Consider the following 18,594-nt stretch of genomic DNA (forward strand, 5'->3'; position numbering starts at 1 on the left):
AAATCAAGGTGTCGATTCTGTGACTGCTGGGTTGTCGTCGTGTGGTGTGAGGGCGTTCAGGAGCGCGTCGGCGCTGGAGTAGCGGGTTGCGGCTCGGGTGACGGTGTAGTCGGTCTCCTCCAGCAGCGGGCGGACCCAGATCTGCGCGTTTCCGATGGTTCGCCGGCTCACCTGAAACAGCTCGGCCACGACTTGCCAGGTGCAGACCTTGCGCATGCCAAGGATGACCGCCAGGACGCGCTCGGCGTCGGTGATCTTCTCCTGGAAGATGCCTCCACGAGCGCTGGCCTGCCGGTCACCGCCGCGCTGGCGATGCTTGCGCTGCTCGGCCTCGGCGGCCTGCCGCAGCGACAGGCGCTCGGTCAGCGCGGCCAGTTCCGGGCGGCTCATCCCGGTCAGTGCCGGATCGGCGAGCAGCGCCAGCCGGTTCGGCCGTGCCGGGACGGTGTTGCTGTCCAGGAAGTCGCGCAGCGCACCGGCGCTGGTGAAGCGCAGCACGGTGGGCTTGATCGTGAGTTTGCGGGCGGCCAGGAGCTTGCCGGTCTCGGTGATCGCCTGACCGATCGGCGGCTGGCTGATCTCGAGCATCTCCGACAGGACGCGCTGGGAGCAGATCTGGCGGAGATAGACAATGGCGATCAGGGTCTTGTCGGCGTCGGTGAGCAGGGGGCGTCCGTGGTTAGCCTTGGCCTGCCGGCGTGGGCCACCACGGATTTCGAAGTTGCGCTGCTCGGCCAGGGCCGCCTGACCCGGAGCCAGGCATGCGGCCAGCTCGTTCAGCTCCTGGCGGCTCATCCCAGTCAGCCGGGGATCGGCCAGAGCATGCAGGCTTTCGGACCGGATGCGCGCCTGGTCATCGCATGGGGACAGGGGCGGGTGGCCGTCTGCCGGGCTGATTGTGTAGTTCCAGGCGCCGCGCTCGGTATGCGGGACGATGGGCAGCATGCTCATCCGCTCGGCCGACACCGACACGCCCAGCGGGTAGGCGTTGGTGTCCAGTTCGGCCGTGACGGTCAGCCCGGTGTGGGTGCGGGTCGCGGCGATGCTGTTGACCACGACCTCGTGGCTGGTCAGCGGCCTGCCGCGCCAGTTCATGGTGATGTGCGAGAACAGCCGGTGCTCTATCTTGTTCCACTTGCTGGTGCTCGGCGGGAAGTGGCAGACGGTCACCGTCAGCCCGGTCTCGGCGGCGAAGCCAGCCAGCTCGGCCTTCCATAACCGGAAGCGATAGCTGTTGGAGCCTCCGCAGTCCGCCGTGATGAGCAGCCGGTTCGCGTTCGGGTAGTCCAGGCTGCCGCGGCCGCGCCACCAGCGCCGGATCGATTCCACCGCGAACGCCGAGGTGTCGTGGTCGATCCCGACGTTCACCCAGCCCGTGTTGCGGGCCATGTCGTAGATTCCGTACGGGATCGCGTGCGGCACGTGCGGACCGGTGAAGAAGAAGCTGTGGTCCTCAACCCGGACCGGGTCGCCCTTGGGCCTCCATTGTCGGCCGGGGTTCGGCAGATCGCCCAGATACTCCTTCTTCTTCGTGTCCACGCTGATCACCGGCTCACCGTCCGCCTGATGAGCCTTGACCTGCTCGTTGATGTAACGAAATTGCGCGTCCCGGTCCGGATGCTGCTTGCCTTCCAGCGTCTTGGCATTGGCCTGCAAACTGAAGCCTTGGTCCTTCAACAGCCGGCCCACCGTCGGAGCCGAGACCGGACGGCCCTGCCGGGTCAGTTCCTGGGCCAGATCACGCAGCGACCTGGTAGTCCAGCGCAGCGGCGAGGCCGGATCCCCGCGCTCATCCGGCTCCACCAGCGCCAGCAGTGCCAGCACCAGATCCGGGTCCTGAGCTTCAGCCGTCTTGCGACCGCCACCACGACGACGGACACGGCCATCCGGCAGCGGATCCTCACCGGCCTCCAGCTCGAACACGCCGGCACGGACCGTCGTTTCGGACACTCTGGCCACTGCCGCCACCGCCCGCACCCCACCATGTCCGAGCAGCCGAGCCTCCTGGCCCATCACCAGACGCCGCTGCCGCTCGTTCAAATGCGGAAACAGCACCCTGAACCGCAAGGAAAGCTGATCGCGGACTTCGTCCGGTATGCCCATACCAGGCCAACGAGTTCAAGATCGAAAAGCAACGCCTTATTTCTTGACGGCTCCACTTCCTGCGAAATGTCCTGGCGACCGTCCCGAAGGGGTCGGCCGAGATGGTCGCCGCCGCCATCCGCACCATCTTCGCCCAGCCCACCCCGGACATGGTGCGCGACCAACTCGGCGTGATCGCGGGCATGCTCGGCCGCCAGTTCCCCAAGGTGCAGGCGATGCTGCACGAGGCCGCCGACGACATTCTGGCCTTCGCCGCGTTCCCGCCCGGGCACTGGAAGAAGATCTGGTCGACCAACCCTCTCGAACGGCTGAATAAAGAGATCAAACGCCGCACCGACGTCGTCGGCGTCTTCCCCAACCCAGAAGCGCTGCTCCGCCTGGCCGGTGCGGTGCTGGTCGAAGCCCACGACGAATGGCAAGTCGCCGACCGTCGCTACTTGTCGGAAAGCTCCATGGCCCTGCTCACCCCACCCACCACCAATCCACAGGGGGTGGCGCACACCGAACTCATGACGGCATAGTCGAACCAGCAGAGCCTCACGCGAGAACCGAACTACACCACTCCGCGGGACATGACCCTCCACCCTTCACGGTGGGCGACGACAGATGTGCCAGCTAGGGCTTGCATTGGATCGGGCGATGACCTGAGGTCAAGTGTTGGGAGTGCGGGGGAACTCAGAGTGAGCCAGGTCAGCTCGCCGTACAGATCCACAGCCTGCTGACAGACATTAGGCGTTCTGGCGCTGGAGGGTGTTGCGCAGGCGCTTCGCCCGGGTGAGATGGAGCGCGGCTCGTCGTGCCGAATTTTGAGTGGTGGCCAGGCGGTGGGCAGACTTCGATGGCCTCCAGAATGACGGGTTCGATGTTGGGCAGGGCGGTCAGGGCTCAGCGCTACCGGCGTTTCAGCATGAGCGGGAGGTGGGCACCTCAGCCAACAGACGCTGGGTGACGGCGTCCACTATAGGAAAGATCACGGAACATGGTCCCAGGTGGTCCGGACCAGCCATGCGGCGCCCCAGAGCCCTTCCTTCCACGGGGCGAAAGGCTCTGCGTTTGCTGTACTCGAGTTCTTGAGCCCCACAACGTCCTAGGACAGATCAGCGCGTACCAGCACCGTAAGCAGGCCGAACAAGACCTTCACCCGCCGGTAGACAAGCGACAGCAATGCCTGACGATGGTCGCGGCCGCCGCTCTGATCGCACAGCAAACCCCAGATCGCAGCGCGAAACCGTGCTCTCGAGCAGAACAAGCGTCGCAAATCCCAACGATGTAGATCTTTGGTGGCTCAGTTAGTACAATTCCGCCTGTGAACTTGCAGGCGCAGATTGAGCTCATTACCAACCCGCAGGACTTTGTCCGGCTGTGTAATGCGGTTCTGCAGGCAGAACATGGGGACGACTTCCTTCCGATTGATGATGACCGGGCCGATAGGGGAAACGACGGCTTCTTGAAGTCCGAGCGGAGAATGTTTGCTGCACACTGTTTCAAGCGAGCGCAGAACCGCAGCATTGACGCCGAGATCAGGACGAAGATGGCTGGCGACCTGAAGAAGGCGATCCAGCTCAAGCAAGATCGGGCTTGGGATATAAACCGCTGGACCTTCCTTTCGAACTATCCCATGCCGGAACATATCGCCGCCAGTATGGTGCAAGCTGGTAATGCCGCTGGTATTGAAGTCAGTTGGCGAGGGCCGGAGTATTTTGCGGATAGACTTCAGCGATTCAAGGGCTTGCGAGAGCTCTTCCCGAATCTCATGGCTAACGAGGTCGCCGAGAAGCTTGACGATGTCATGAGGCGCTTGGATTCACTCGCCCCGCAGAAGCCGCTGGCAATAAACTGGGTGCCCAGAAACCCGGATGAGCAGCGGGCACTGATCGAGCAGATGCCACGCGCCTGGGAATACCTACTCTTCGCCGGTGTGCTCTTGCAAGGGCGTGTCGCTCTAGATCTAAGGTGGCGCGACTATCAGAATGGTTATGGGCGCCGGACTGGCAGGTATCTAGACCGACCGTCATCTCTGGCCCAGCTTGAGGGGGTGTTAAATGACGGACTTCTGATAGCGAAAGGACTAAATGCAATCTTTGCGTCCGACATAAATGTCCGCGCCTTTGGGTCGCCGGGATTCGCTGGTGATGTCGGTACCATCGTGCAATTCGCTGGCCGCATAGTCTCCACTTGCGAAGACCTTCTCAATCTTGCAAGTGAGGTTCGAGGAACGGTCTATGCGGACGAGTTTCGTCAGGCCGCGGATATGTTATCGGCGATCCTTGGGCAACCCATAGGTCAAATTCTTTTCTTCATGGATCGAGTCATCCGGGAATTTGGAAATATTCCCGCGTGGCTTGCGACGCCCAACCCGCCGCCGCGGCATATCGAGATCACTTTAGAAATATCTGTAGACGAACGCAGATTGAAGGCGTTCACCAAGGAGGTTGCTCGAGTGCGCAGGCGGTTGAGAATCTAGGCGACCTGGCAAGAGTCTTCGAGTTCGTGGAGATCGCCAGGTATGGCTATGTCGTGGACGAATAGGCATGCTCCGGAGGCGTGGAACACTGGCCGCGGGCCGACCACGACCTGGCCGTCGGCGTGCACCCGCTGCTGTGGCACCGTCACCTCCGCCGCCCGTAGGTCGATGTCCGTCCAGCACAGTCCGCCCGGCTCGCCCCGCTGCAGATGGCGCAGCGCAGCCAACCACCAAGCGGCGTACAGGCGGTTCTGCGCGATGCTGGCCAGGAAGGTCGCGAGCTGCTGTTCGGTCCAGACCGCCACCGTCGGGCGCTCTCCCGATGACCGCCCGAATGGTTTCACTGCGGGTACGAAACTCGTCAACCACAGGTCGGAGCTGTCGTAGTTGCTCTTGACGCGGTGCAGCGCTCATGTCGGTTCCGATCTCATGGGCGACTCCTGGTCGGTCAAGATGCGCCGGAGAACGGCGTCGTGTTCCTGGAAGAGGACGTACTCGGGCAGTCCATGTGCTGCTTTTAACGTCGGATCAGTGTGAGGGCCGAATGGCACCGCGGAGGGTGCCGATCCGACCTCGGCGATGATCTCCGCGTCCATCGCTACGAGTTCGGCGCCGTAATGCTGAGCAATGTAGTTGGCGACCTGAAAGCCGTCGGTATCGAGGTCACCCGCGTACCGCAGGGCGATGTTCTGGTCGAAGGCGAGCTGGAGCAGGGCGTGATCGACGCCCCTTAGATGGCCGCTGGTACAGACGAGGGGAAGGTCGCTGTCCAAGGCCATGGCCGCTTCGAGAACGGACGGATTCTCGACGACGGTCAGTGTTTGTTGGGCCAAGATGGGTGGGTGCAGGACGAGATCGAGGAGGGTTACCGCCACCGGCGTCGTCGCCTCCCGAAGCCGCCGGTCCATGACGCCGTCTCCGACGACCTTGACCCGGTACAGGAGAACTGTGGCCGATAGCCGGTCCGCGACGATGCCGACGTTCGAGAGCAGGGTGCGGACAAGATCGGGCCGGCCGGGTTCTGGCTGCCCGGCGAATTCGGCGACGGCAGAGACGAGTCGTGCGCCGTTGGGGGTGTTCAGGTCGAAGTAGTGGGGGTCGCCGGCGCTGTCGTGGGCGAGTTTGGGCAGGCTGACGGGAGGCCGGACGGGAAGTTGCTTGATGACTTCGGCCAGGGCAGTGATCAGTCGGCGGAGCGCGGGTTCGTCGTCGCTGACCCCGGCTGAGCGCATGCGCGCGACCAAGCGTGGTAGCTGGGGGAGTTGGTCGGTAGCGTACGCCCAGAGGTCCTCGCGCAGCGTTGCCGCATCCCTGCGGGCGGCCGCTCGGTTCACGATCTGCTTACCGGTGGCCTTCTCTACGAGAGGGATCAGCTCGTGCGGAGAGATCTCGAGCACCGACAGCAGTTCCCGGATGGGGACGTGCGCGATTGTGCCCGTCATGGCCACGGCTGATCGGCTGCGGCGGCGCCGGGTAGTGGTGTCCAACCAGGACCGCAGTTCGGCGATCGCGGACGGCGGAAGATCGCGCACCTTGAGCGTGGCGATGGCATCGCTTTCGTCTCCCGAGCACAGGCGGTCGTGGAGGGCGGCCCACAGCGGGGCGAAGTCGGGATCGTCCACGATCAGGTCGAGGCCGTGGCTCATGACGGGCTGTTCAGCTCGAGGGTGAGAGGTCGCGGATCGCCGTGTCCTTCCCACAGCCAAGGGACAGTGATGCGTTGCCGTCCTGCCGCGATGACCTCGTGGACCATGGTGCGGCCGGATTCTCGCTTGATCATGGGGGATATGGACGGCGTGGTAGCCAGCACGTCGAACTTCCATGATCGAAGCAGTCCGAGGACTTGGCGGAGGTTCGGCTCGTCGAAGGCGGCGTCGATCTCGTCGATCGACAGTAGCCGGGGTCCGCGATAGGTGTCGCCGGAGTACATCGACCAGGCGGCGGCCAGAAGCGGCAACATGGTGGCGAGTCGGCGCTCCCCGGTAGACAGCGATTCCAGCGGGTTGGAGCGGGAGGAGACCTTTCGGAACGCTTCACTGCTGCCGTCGCCGAAGGAAGAGTGGGTGACGGAGATGTCCCACTCATGCCAGGCCCGATAGTCGAAGGTATGAGCGACGCGGTCGGGCCACGGTTCGCCGACCGTTTCGTCCATCCGCTGTCGCAGGACCGTGTACATCTGCTCGAAGGTGGCCTCGGAGGGTGGCTGAGTGATGAGTTTGATCATGTGTTGGGCGTCTTCGTCCTTGCGGACATCCCAGTCGACCTGTACGCCCACGTTGGCCACCCCGGTACGGACTTCCCGAAGGGTTCCCCGGATCTGCCGGACCAGCTCACGCGCGGCATCCCGGCGCACCTGGATATCGCGCCGCAGTTTGGTGAACATGCCGGTCTTCATGGTCTGTTTGACATCGTCACGCAGGTCTTCTTCGAGTTGGGCGATGCTCGCGTGCAGGGCTTGAAGCGCGAGATCGAGGTCGTCACCCCGGGTGGCGTCCGGTTCGGCGATGATGGCCCGTCGCCATTCGGTGTCCTCCACAGTGACGAGGACGACCTGGCGGTTGAAGCGGGCGAGGGCAGCGCTGGCGGTGCGGACGCTGTTCTCCAGCGCGACGAGTGCTCGGTTGCGGTTCTGGACGAGGGTGTTCAGGCGTTCGGGGCCGGAGGGTTTGCCGGCGAGCAAGCGGTAGGCCCAGGAGAGGCCGGCGGTCAGGTTTGCAGGGCGGCCCGATTCGTCGGCCGGCAGATCGTCCGGCAGCGTAGCAAGGCGTTCGTCGACCAAGCGGCCGAGCAGGCGTAGAGAGTGGTCTCGACGACGCTCGGCCTCGGCGCGATGCGGTTCGATGCCCTCCAGGGTGGAGCGGGCCCGCACCGCGTCCACCTCAGCGGTCTGCCGTTCGGTAAGCAGCGTTTCCGCCGCGTCCTTGGCTTGCTGAAGCTGACTGGCCAGATTCTGACGTTCCTCGAACAATTCCTGGTATTCGGTGCCGTACAGCTCACGAATCTTCGCGACATGCGCGACCATCTTCGTCGCCGCGAGCCCCGCTTTCATGGCGGCCTCGGTGGCCTTGGCGGCGGCGGTTTGCAGGGCGGCGGCGTTGCGGGCATCGCGTTGGACGAGCTGGATCAGCTCACCGCAGCGCCGGGCGGCGGCGGAGCAGCCGTCGATGGCACGGTCGAGGGACGAGACCGCATGGAGATGCTTGTCAAGCGTGTCCCGTGAGGTGGGCAAGAGGGATCCGTCAGGCAGGGCCGCCGCCTGGTTCAGCGTGCGGAGTGCCCTCTTGACGGCACCCGTGGCTTGGGTGTGTCGTCCGGAGGCGTCGATGACGCTCGCGCGCGCTCCGATCAGGGTGGCGTCGGCGCTGTCTTCGACCCGGTGTGCCTCTACCACGGCGGCCAGCAAGAGGTGGGGGAACGCCGACCGTTCCGCGTCGGCCTCCTCCTGCGCACGGGTGGCCTCCGCATGCGCGGTATCGCTTACGGCCGCGATCTGGGCAAGTTCCGTCGCTTCCCTCTCCGCTTCGGTGGCACGGGTGTCCGCCGCGAGCGCGGTTTGCTCGGCATGCTGCATGTCTCGTTGCGCCGCGGCCAGTCGTGCGGAGCGCTGCGCGGCTTTGGCCTCCAGACCTGCCAGGACCCCGGCAAGCACTCGGTCGGCTTGAGTGGTACGGCGGACGGCCGCCTGCTCGGCGCTGGCCAGGGCTGTGGTGAGCTCGGCTCGCTGCTGGCGGGCGGCGCTGAGTGGGCCGTCCGGTGGGACGCCGTCCCGCTCCTTGGCGGCGGCTTCCACATCCCGGTTCCGTGCCGCCAGCTCTTCTTGGGCCTCGGCGAACTCACCCTCGAGCCGCGCCAGCTTCTGCTCAAGTTCTGCGACGCGCTGACGGCGGGCGCGCTCACGAGCCGTCCGCCCGATATAGGCCGCGCGGTAGCCGGATGGGCAAGAGGAGGTGAGCACGCCATGCGTCAACGTGCTGGGGACCTGGCCGGCTTCGCATGCGTCGACCGGGATGGCGCGCAGCACGTGTGCGATCTGGTCGGCTGACAGATCCGGGTGGCTTTCCGGACTGAGCAGGTCCGCGAGCGTCCGTCCGGCGGCCGGTGTGCGTGCGGTGATGACGAGGTCTCCGGTCACCAATCGGCCATCAGAAGTGACCAATGCATCGAGGAGGCCGGACACCAGCAGCGCGCCCTCCAGCCGGTCGGCTTTCTGCGGAACCAGGTGATCGGCGAAGTCGACCAGAGCCCACAGCGGGACGCCGTCCTCGGGGCGCCGGTTCCGCCACACCGGCGCGGGCGGAACGGGGGCTGCCTGCCGAACCTGTGCCAGCTCAGTTTCGACGGTGTCGATGTGATCAGCGATCTGCTCCATCCGGTTGTGAACAGCAGACACCCGATCGTGGAGATCGGGGACAGCGTGGGCATAAGCGTTGTGCGCGGCCAGGTAGACCGTGGTGGGATCCAGCGCGTCGAGTTGTGCGGACGGGAGGTGTTCCGCAGGGCCTGGCAGGGCAATGGTGCTCGGGTCGAGGAACACCAGAGAACTTCGCCAGCGGTGCGTCTTCGTGAGCCAGTCGCGTGCGGCCAGGACGGCAGCGGCCGCACTGTCGGAACGGCGCTGCCGGGCGGCGGCCACCTCGTCTTGAACGGTGGCCAGTTCTGCTGTGTGGTCTTCGTAAGCTTGCGAACGCGCCTGCTCGTCCGCCGTGGACTCACTCTCGATCTCGACGCTGACCTCTTGAAGCCGTACAGCGGCCTTCTCCGCTCGGACGGACTCGGCTCTGTGCGAGGCGCGGGCGTCGGCCGCAACCTTGGTGGCCTGGCGGGCCAGCGCCGCATCGGTCGTGGCGCGTTCCCGGCGCCCTGCCACATCTATGCGGTCGCGAGTCCTGGAGGCGGCCAACTCCAGCCATGCGCTCACCTTGCCGGGTGACAAGCGTCCATCTGCCGAGGTGGGGTCGGGAGTACCGAGTTCAGGGGGCGGGGGCTCGATGTGGCGGAGAGCCGCAGACCAGATGGCGAGTTCGTCGGTGAACCCGGATTCGGCCTGCCGACCGGCTCGCGAGGCATCCTCGACTGCCCCGCGGGCCTTGTCCTCGTCCTCCTCGGCACGGCGCCTGATGTCGGCCATTGCCCTTTCGGTGTGCTGTGCCTCGCTGTGCTGATGGAGAGCGTCCTGAACCTGGCGAATTTGCCTGGTGCGGGCCTCGACCCATGCGAGCGGTGTCGCGCATAGCTGCGGCAGGTCCAACGATGGAGCGGAAACTGTCGGCTCGCCAATCGCAAGGTCGTGGAGGGCGGCCAAGAGTCGATCGAAAGCCGATTCCGCTCCTGCCACGGACGAGTCGCGCCGTAGTTGATCGGCGAGGTCGTTGAGGTGGCGCTGCGCCTCGGCGGCGGAACTGGCTGATTCCTGAGCCTGGTCGGCGGCCTCGGATGCGCTGTTAGTGGCCTGCTCAGCCCGGGTGTCCGCCTCTCTCGCCGCCACGGTGAGCTCGTCGGCTCTTTCCTGCAGGAGCGGCAGCTTCGCGCCGACGTGTTCGCCGAGGACCTGGTCGGCGGCTCCGAGCTCGCCCTCCAGCCGAGAGATCGCGGTGCGGGTCGCTTCCAATCTGGTCCCGGCCGAGGCTTTGGCGCTTTCCGCCTTCTTCAGCTGCTCGGTCGCTTCCCTGGCACGTCGCGTCTGGTCGTCATAGGCGTTGTTTGCCGATGACAGCTCAGCTGCCTGAAGCTGGCTGACGGCGTTCAGATAGCGGCCGTAAAGGCGGTGCGCGTCCTTCAGGAGGCGGGCTTCGCTGCGCGCACGATCGAGCTGGTTCTCGAGTTCAGCGATGCGTTCCATTGCCTCGGCAATGAGCTTGAGTTGATCGGGTTCGAGGGCGGGCAAGGCGTCGGTGAGGACCTCACGCATCTTCACCGGTGAGATCGCTTCGGCCGTACGGACGCTACGCAGGCTCCGAAGCACGCTGATGAGCGCCTCGAACTGGACCTCGTCCAGAGGGGTGAACAGCCGGGTCCGGACCGCCTGCCGGTAGCTCCGCTCGTCGCCGACGGATTGCAGATGTGCTGTCGCCTGCGGGCGCAAGGCCGATGACGAGGTGAACAGCTCTCCTTGAAGCGTGGCGAGTTGTTCCGCCAGGTCAGCGATCCTGATCGCCTCGCGATCGCGCTGCAGGATCAGGTCATGGCCCACCCGGCCGGGCACGATGAAGAAGGCACGTTGCAGTTCGCTGACGGTCGCCCGCAGCCACAGACCGGTCGTCAGGTACGACGTCTGACCGCTCAGGCTGTCGCGCAGGCCGTACTCCAGCCACCACGCCCCCGTCCGGTCCTCACGCTCGTTCCGATCGGTGTGCCTGCTGGTGAGAGTCCCGCTTGCCTTGCCCGAAACCGACAGAGCCGTCTGGGAGGTTTCGGCGTCGAGCAACACGGTGATCAGCATGGACGCGGTCAAGGACTTTCCGGAGCCGTTGGGACCGGCGAGGGCGAGCCACCCATCGGCGAACAGCAGCGTTTCGTCCGCCCATGCCCAGGAGTTGACCACGCCGGCGCGCGTGGGTTGCCAACGGTCATCGGCGCCCGGGACTCCGAGCGTCGCTATGTCGCCCGCGGCGAGCAGGCGTGCTGGGTGCTCCGTCTTCGTCATCATGGGTTTCCTGGATTTTCGGCAGTGAGAGGAAGGGGATCCTGAGCGAGCACGGCACCGGACGGTTCGCCCTGCGCCTTCGTGGTGGCATTGGGGCGGACTCGTACTCGCCACAGGTGAATCCCGGGGGTTGGATGCCAGATGTCTTGATCTTCCCGGGCCTCGCGGAGCAGCCCTACTGCGACCAGTTCAGCGGCCGCGGCGCGGGCGAGGACCGGCAGCCGCCCGGAATAGGCCGCGGCCCACCGCGGCAGCGCTTCACGAGCCTTTTCCAGCAAACCCAGCACTTCGCTGATGGGGAGCGGCGCCATGGCATCGACGCGGTAAGGGAGAGCCGCAAGCAGTGCGAGTGCGGCCTGCCGTTCGGTGCGGCGACCGTTCGGGAACATGGTGCCGGTTCCGACTCCAGTCGGGTCGGCGACCTGCCACCAGTCCCGCCTGACCGTGGCTGCGTAACCGAGGGATCCGATGACATTCAGGGCGCGTTCCCGACCCGACAGCGTGTGCAGGTACGGCGAACCCTCGGTCTGATCATCGCTGGGATCGGTCGCCGGGTCATCGACGAGCCGACGCATCATTCGCAACCTGCGATCCTCCAAGGTCGGCGGCGTACCTGCATCTGTGACATGCTCACGATCCAGCAGGGATCGCGCCGACAGAGCGTTGACATGCCGCTCGGGCGGGAGAGCGTCCAGCCCCAGCAACACCGGGGACAGAGAGGAGAACTTGGCGGCCAAGCGATCCCGGGCGGCGGTGACCACCAGATCACTGTCCTCGTCGTCCACGGCATGGTCGAGGTCGGCGTCCACCGCAATTGTCCCTTCGGCCACCAGCAGCTTGAGCGCATCCACAAGGTGCTGCCGGTTCCGCCGTGCCGCCTGCTTGCCGACACCGTCCGGCGCAACGACCTGGAACTCGGGGAGCGTGCCCTGTGGCGCCTCCGATGCGCAGACGTGCGCGATTGCCTGGAGCAACTCCCGTAGGCTCATCCGGGAGCGTCGCCAGAGTTGTTCGCACACCAGCGCGACGCAAACGAGAACATCTTTGGGCGCCAAGGGGCCATCGCCGCGTCCACGCTGTACCCGTGGTCCTCGATCAGCGGGAACATCCACACGTCGCTTGTGCAGGCGGACCAGTTCGGCAACCTCCAAGACCTCCAGGGTCCAACCGAACTGGAGCCGGAAGAACTCGGCCAGATCACGGCGCCCCTTGACAGCCGCCCGGTAGCACTCGGGATCGCACTCGGCGCGAAGCCGCCCGGTCGCGACCAGCGTCCGAGCCGCTTCACGCAGGTCGGGGTCGAGATAGAGTCCGCTCATGCGACCATTCCGTCCCGCTCGGCCGTCGAACGGAACGCTCCAGCCGCAGTGCGGGATTCGATAGAGGTGACACGCACCCTCAGATCTGGACCTGTCAAGCGTCCATCGGCCAATTCGACCGTCACAGTACGGCCGGCGACACCCGGCCGCACCTCGACCAGGACGCTCGCGCCGTCAACAGGCACGATCCCACGACCTGCCTTGCGGTCGAACTGCGCGAGTGCGGTCTCGATCGCCCCCAGCAGCACGGCGGCAGTCTCCGAATCCAGACCCGCGAAATGATCCAGCCCCACCTCTCCATCCGTGATCAGGAGCGCGGCCAGGCGGCGGCGCCGGGCAGCCTCGGCGGCGGCTTCGGTCACCGCGGCCGCGCGTGCCGCCGACGTGTCGGCCACCTTGCGCGGGCGCCCGCTGGCGCGCCCCTGCCGCTCGTGCTCACGCAACGTCACCTCGACTCGGTACGGGAAGTCACCTGCGACCGCTGCCGTGCCGTGGGCCACATCCTCCTCCACGCCCCCGGCCATCACGTGCCACGCCGGCCAGTCGCCGAAGGCCGCCGCGAAGACACGCCTGGCCTCCTCGTCGCTCGGCTGGCGGAACAGACTCCGAGCGAGCACATGGAAGTCCAGCCCGAGATCCGAGCCGCGGCGGCGTGCTGAATAGCGGCGCTCGATGGCCACCAGCAACGTGTACACCGCCCCGGTCGCGGAGGAGATCAGCCGGTGAACGGTGCCGTCCGGCGCGAACCAAGCCTCAAGGTCCGATATCCAGCGCACCCGCTCCTCGACCCAATACTGCTGGTCCCGTACGTCGATCAGTCCCGCGTGTGCGACGGCCGCCTCGACAATCCGTCGATGCCCTGTGCCGCGCAGGTCGATCAGCGCCATCTCCACTCGCCGCAAGGCGCGTTCGTATTCGCGCGGGAACTGTCGAAGAGCCTCGATCACTCGGTCCCGGTTGTCGCCGAACAGTTCATCGTCGGTTACGTCTGACTGCACCATCTGCGCCAATGCGGTGTAGAAGTCGGCGGTGACCCGCTGAAGCTCCTCAATTCGAGTCCGCACGTCGTCCAGATCCATGGGCAGGATGCCACTCTGATCTGTCAGATGATCGATAAGTTTGCGAATGGTCAACTCGACGCTGTCGAGCAACCTGCTCGGAAGCTGTAGCGCTCGCCGCGTATCGACCACAGCCGCCCGGACCGCGGCCACAATGCCCCGTCCCTTGCGCGTCAGCGCCCATGCCTCCTGCCGGACGATCAGGCCCTGGTAGTTGCGCACGGGTGCCGTGTAGTCGCGAAACGGCTCGGCGAACCCCCACTTGGCGAGCTGATCCAGCGTCTCCCGCAACTCCGGCTCCGGCAGCGGATCGTGAAATCCGACGCTGCGCACCTGCGCCGTGATCTCCTCCGGGCTTGACATGGGCCCTCGGGTCGACAGCTCTTCGAGAGCGGCCAAGAGCGCCGTGTACCGTTCCCGCGCCAGATCGTCGGGTAGGGCGAACACTGTCCAGTCAGCAGGAAGAACCGCTTGCCACCATCGCCGGGGCTGCTCCACGTTTACCTCCTAAGGACCACCGTGGTCCCGAGCCTCATCGGCAAAGTGTGGCTACCAGGTCTGACAATATTCCGGAGACTCCGCGAGATCGGTTCATTCTGCACCATCCACCGTATTTGGGCTAGCCGAAATTGCGATGAATCGGGACTCGAATGCCATCGGGGTGCTTCAGGTGCACCTTCAATACCTTTGTTCTCAATCGGAACTTCGCTCACTCCATCTCTCACAAGTATCGATAGCCCCTTTACTGACTTGCGTATCCGGCGTATGACTGGTTGAGAGCGTGCAACGCACCCACGCTCAGAAAGTAACCGGCTTAGATCGAGAGGTGCGTATCCCCGATGAGCATCAACGCTGACACCAGTTCAGCCGCCGACGCGGGAGTCAATCTTCAGACCCGCTCAGTCCCGGCCCAGCGCCACCCCGCCGACGCGGAGGCGCCCCAAAGCTCGTCCATGAGTGACAAGCGCATCGACCCGGATAGCCCGCGTCAGTCCCTGACCGCGGCTCAGCTCGAAGGCCGCGCATGCATCCAATGTGGGAGCGAGGAGCGGCATCTAGCACCTGCAGGCACTCTGCTGGACGTCAAGGTGGTCGAGTGCTACACGCATCAACAGGAACGCCGTCTCGCCGCCAGCCCAGCCGAATGGCTCACTGTGAGCCCCTGCCCGGCTTGGTGCCGCGATGAGCACAGCGGCTCCGATCATCCGGATGACCGGGAGCACAACAGCCTGTACTTGAACACTGCGCTGCAGACGATGCCATACATCAATTACGGGCATGGGGACAAGCCGGAGTACAAGCCGACCGGCATCATGACGGATCTGGTGCAGCATTATCGCGAGGCCGAGCCGCGCATCTGCTTCGGAGACACCGGAGATCACGCCAGCTACTACATGACCCTCGACGAGGCCCAGGAGATCGCCCTTCACCTTCTCGTGCTCGTCTCGGCGGGACGCGACCGGTCCGCGGTTCCGGAACCGCAGTCGGTCATCAGCGAGAGGACAGGCTGCCGACCATGGTGCACTCGCCACTGGCCAGAGGATGTGTGTGACAGCGGTGCCATAGAAGGGGCATGGCTCACCCACGATGGCGATGATGCGCAGATCTGGTTCCATGAATACGGTGACAACGGGACGGCGCTGCCCGACGCCGAGCGGCTGGCATGCGCGATCGTCCGCCTCGCTGTCCTGGCCCGAGGCAGGACAATGAGCGTGTAGGACATCGCTCGTGACCCCATGTCGCCGGCTACCTGGTTTCGGTCGGTGATGGGGAGGCGCTCCGCCGGGCAGGCCGGTTGCGGTGCGCCGCTCCGGGGCACCGCGCGGCGCGTCAGGGCGCCGGAGCACGCGCCGAGCACAGTGGCCGTCGCCCAGCGTAGCGCTGGCGTGGTCCTGAAGTACGGGATCGTCCTGCGAATCCACTATGCAATGATCGATTAGGGGATCCACGGTGCTCGGTGCGTGCTCGCTCGCCCCGGACACGCTCCGTCAGGGTTGGGCACGGCCGGGCACACAAAGCACCCGCAGACTTCTAATCCGACGGTCGCAGGTTCGAATCCTGCAGGGCGCGCTACTCCACCAGCGGATACCGCAGCCGCGCCCGCTCGCTGGCGCGGCATGGGGCAGATATGAGGCAAAGCTGAGTCAGCCGCCGAGCGGCTGCCCTAGCGCGGATGCGGTGCTGAGCACGAGCCGGGCCGTTTCCTGGGCGGCGTGGTGGGCCACCTCGGGCAGCACCGAGACGTAGGTGTCGGCGGTCAGCACGATAGTGGCGTGCCCGAGCATGGCCTGCACCACCTTCAGATCGGTGTGCGCGGCCAGCGCCAGCGTCGCGGCACCGTGCCGCAGGTCGTGCAGCCGGACCGGAGGTTGCCCGGAGGCGGTCACCAGCCGGCGGAACCGGCCGGTGAGGTAGTCCGGCCGTAGCGGCGCACCGTCCGCGGTGGTGAACACGTAGCCCGAGTCCTGCCAGCGGGTGCCCGCCGCCGCGCTCAGCTTCTCCTGCCGCTCGCGGTGCCGGCTCAGCACCCGCACGGTCTCCGCGTCCAGGGCGACCACCCGGCAGCCGGCGGCACTCTTCGGCGGCCCGACCATGACCCGGCCGTCGGCGTGCACCCGCTGCTGCGTCACCGTCTGCTCTGCGGCCTGCAGGTCGACGTCCGTCCGGCGCAGCCCGGCCAGCTCACCGCGGCGCAACCCGCGCAGCGCGGCCAGCCACCACGCGGCATATAAACGATCCTGCGCGATGCCGGCCAGGAACGCCGCGAGCTGTTGTCCGGTCCAGACCGCTACTGCTGGACGTTCTCCCGTTTGCCGCCAGCGGGCGGTCCGCCCGGCGGTCCAGACGACCGGATGCGGTCGGCGCGGCCGGGGCAGCGCCGCTCCGTTGGCCGGGTTGATGGGCATCAGCCGGGCGCGCACCGCCGCGTTCACCGCGGTCCGCAAGGTGGCGTGGATCCGCACCACGGTCGCGGGCGACAACCGCGGCCGGTCGGCGAGGGACGGGACGCCAGCGTCGCGAGCAGTCCGTTGACATCGCGCGAGGTCAGTTGGTGCAGCAGCATCCGTCCCAGCCGCGGGACGAGGTAGAGGCGGATATGCGTGGCGTAGCCCTGCCGGGTCGACGGACGTAGAGCGTCCTTGGTAGCCAGCCAGCGTGCCAGCCACTCACCGACGGTGCATCCGGCTCCTGCGCCGTCGCGGTCGGCGGTGGCCAAAGCCCGGCCTGCCGCATGCGCCTCCTCGGGATCGGCGTAACCACCTTGGCGGATACGCTGCCGCTGCCCGTCCAGGCCACGTACCTGCACCGCGAAGTACCAGCTGCCGTGATCGTCATCTATCGGTAGACGCGGACACGTCACGCCTCGCTGACGTCCCGTTGCCGTATCCACACAGCCGCATCGTCTGCTGACCTGCACCCGAGTCTGCCATCTGCGCCACCTCCGCCCCTCACGGTGTGCGACGACAGACGCTTCAGGTAGGGCTCGCCTCCGACCAGGGATGCCCCAGGTCAAGTGTCCGAAGGACGGGGAGGCTCCGTGGTGCGGCGGTCGGTGTTGCCGCGATAAGTCCCAACCGGGCAGACCAGGGGTTGTTGGCGTGCGGGGCGAGTGCTGCGGCGGGGAGGCCCGCGGGCTGCATCTGAGATGCGCGTCTGATCATCCGGCCGAGGCCAGCGCTCGGCGAGCGGCTTCAACGGCGAACTTGGCCGGGTCGAATTTCTGCGCGGTGTCCAGACCGGCCCAGCGGACATATTCATCATGCTCGTCGTGCTCGGGATCGGCCAGCACCAGACGGAAGTATGCGTAGCCTCCGATGCCGCCGACGTCCTCTGGCGGGCAGGCACCTTCCCCGTCCATCAGCACCGGGTAACGGACTCCTTCCTCCGCCGTGAGGATCTCCTCCAGCACGATGTCGTGCCGCCAGCTGTCACCCAGGTCGTATTCGTACTCGATGGCTGCCCTGACCTGTGCAAGCACCTCCGCCAGAGAGGTCTTCCCCTCGTCCACGACGTCCAGATCCCACTCGCGGGACGGTTGGCCGTACAGGACACCGCCGACCCTGAACAGGTGGAGATGACTGTCCTGCCAGCCCATCGCCGTGACCAGGATGTGGTGCAGCCTGGCGAGCGTGATCCCGGGGGAGACGAGCAGGCGCCGCCAGATCACCGGGTCCGCGCTCCCCTGGAGCGTCACCCGGATCTGGTAGATCGGCTCTCCCGGTGCGGCTTCGCCCAGGCTGCGCCGTACGGTGGTCACCGCGGCCGGGGTCAGGGTCGCCGTCTCTTCCGTGAGCTCCACCACGCCCAGCCGGGCCAGGACGGTCAGCAGCCGATCGATGTCCTGATCGGCCATTCGCCGTTGCGCTCGCGGGTCGCGCATCTCGTAGTACGGCGATGCGATCTGCCAGGCCAGCTCTCGCAGATCCGCGACGGGCACCGGTCCGCCGTACAACCTACGCTGCAGCGCCGGCCAGATGAGCGCGAACTCCTCGCCGACCAGGGACGAGTACCAGTAATTCTTGGGGAAGAGCGCCTGGCTCATCTTCCCCAACGCCGTGAACGACGCCTCCCACAACCGCTTCGGGTCGTTCAACAGTGGCGCCGCCTTCTTCACCGGCAGCAGCCGTCCCTTGACCACCCTGACCAGCCCCGTCGCTTTGGCCCATTCCACGATCAGGTTCAATCCGGGCAATTCGGTGCTGCTCTTCGTCCGGAACACCCGGTCGCCGATCTTCGGGTCGATCTCGTCGCCGGTCTTCAGCAGCGCCACCAGCGTCCGCGCGTCCGACAGCGTCAGGTTCCCCGTCTGAGTCAGTTTCCGGCCTTCGCCCACCCACTCGGTGAACGCTCGCAACTCCTCTTGCATGGCGTTCAGCGTATGGCGCAGCGTTCGGCCTTGGCCGCCCGCGCCGCGCGAACAAGCCCTTCCTGGCCCATGGACACCCGTAGGATCGGGTGCCGTGGCGAAGAAGCGGAGAGCGAAGGCGAGCCCCACGCGGGGAGTCA

At 66.0% G+C, this 18,594-nt stretch carries 11 protein-coding genes and 1 pseudogene; 3 read left to right on the top strand and 9 right to left on the bottom strand.

Annotated elements, in window-relative coordinates:
- Window positions 1–3: 3 nt before the first annotated feature.
- Window positions 4–2,103, bottom strand: coding sequence for an ISAzo13 family transposase (locus HD593_RS09040; protein WP_185101737.1), 2,100 nt, complete (start codon window positions 2,101–2,103; stop codon window positions 4–6).
- 47 nt (window positions 2,104–2,150) lie between these two features.
- Here HD593_RS09040 and HD593_RS09045 point away from each other — a divergent pair.
- Window positions 2,151–2,624 (top strand): annotated as a pseudogene (locus HD593_RS09045) (transposase); the annotation flags it as partial.
- A 785-nt stretch (window positions 2,625–3,409) separates the two neighbouring features.
- A complete protein-coding gene (locus HD593_RS09050) occupies window positions 3,410–4,567 on the top strand; it encodes a hypothetical protein (RefSeq protein WP_185101738.1) in 1,158 nt (385 codons plus the stop codon).
- Here the strand turns inward: HD593_RS09050 and HD593_RS09055 are convergent.
- The 5 genes from HD593_RS09055 to HD593_RS09075 form a co-directional block, all read right to left on the bottom strand.
- Window positions 4,564–4,872, bottom strand: coding sequence for a site-specific integrase (locus HD593_RS09055; protein WP_185101739.1), 309 nt, complete (start codon window positions 4,870–4,872; stop codon window positions 4,564–4,566). The two genes, HD593_RS09050 and HD593_RS09055, sit on opposite strands and share 4 nt — an antisense overlap.
- Before the next feature lie 105 nt (window positions 4,873–4,977).
- Window positions 4,978–6,213 (bottom strand): TIGR02679 domain-containing protein, encoded by a 1,236-nt coding sequence (locus HD593_RS09060; RefSeq protein WP_221524670.1) that lies wholly within the window; start codon window positions 6,211–6,213, stop codon window positions 4,978–4,980.
- A complete protein-coding gene (locus tag HD593_RS09065) occupies window positions 6,210–11,213 on the bottom strand; it encodes an SbcC/MukB-like Walker B domain-containing protein (protein ID WP_185101740.1) in 5,004 nt (1,667 codons plus the stop codon). Before HD593_RS09065 ends, HD593_RS09060 begins: the two co-directional genes overlap by 4 nt.
- Window positions 11,210–12,529 carry a DUF2398 family protein gene (locus HD593_RS09070; protein ID WP_185101741.1) on the bottom strand — a complete coding sequence of 440 codons (1,320 nt, stop codon included), beginning with the start codon at window positions 12,527–12,529 and terminating at the stop codon, window positions 11,210–11,212. The genes HD593_RS09065 and HD593_RS09070 overlap by 4 nt, the downstream gene beginning before the upstream one ends.
- Window positions 12,526–14,085 (bottom strand): DUF2397 family protein, encoded by a 1,560-nt coding sequence (locus tag HD593_RS09075; protein WP_185101742.1) that lies wholly within the window; start codon window positions 14,083–14,085, stop codon window positions 12,526–12,528. Before HD593_RS09075 ends, HD593_RS09070 begins: the two co-directional genes overlap by 4 nt.
- A gap of 341 nt (window positions 14,086–14,426) precedes the next feature.
- Here HD593_RS09075 and HD593_RS09080 point away from each other — a divergent pair, with 341 nt between their 5' ends.
- On the top strand, window positions 14,427–15,305 hold the full coding sequence (locus HD593_RS09080; RefSeq protein WP_185101743.1) for a DUF6907 domain-containing protein: 879 nt from the start codon (window positions 14,427–14,429) through the stop codon (window positions 15,303–15,305).
- 426 nt (window positions 15,306–15,731) lie between these two features.
- Here the strand turns inward: HD593_RS09080 and HD593_RS60210 are convergent, their stop codons facing one another.
- From HD593_RS60210 to HD593_RS09090, 3 genes are all read right to left on the bottom strand, one after another.
- Window positions 15,732–16,568 (bottom strand): tyrosine-type recombinase/integrase, encoded by an 837-nt coding sequence (locus HD593_RS60210; protein ID WP_246546412.1) that lies wholly within the window; start codon window positions 16,566–16,568, stop codon window positions 15,732–15,734.
- Complete coding sequence (locus HD593_RS65050; protein WP_425262850.1) at window positions 16,517–17,005, bottom strand: tyrosine-type recombinase/integrase; 489 nt, start codon at window positions 17,003–17,005, stop codon at window positions 16,517–16,519. Before HD593_RS65050 ends, HD593_RS60210 begins: the two co-directional genes overlap by 52 nt.
- Before the next feature lie 240 nt (window positions 17,006–17,245).
- Window positions 17,246–18,454 (bottom strand): plasmid pRiA4b ORF-3 family protein, encoded by a 1,209-nt coding sequence (locus tag HD593_RS09090; RefSeq protein ID WP_185101744.1) that lies wholly within the window; start codon window positions 18,452–18,454, stop codon window positions 17,246–17,248.
- Window positions 18,455–18,594: the final 140 nt, after the last annotated feature.

This window comes from Nonomuraea rubra, assembly GCF_014207985.1.
Lineage (GTDB): Bacteria > Actinomycetota > Actinomycetes > Streptosporangiales > Streptosporangiaceae > Nonomuraea > Nonomuraea rubra.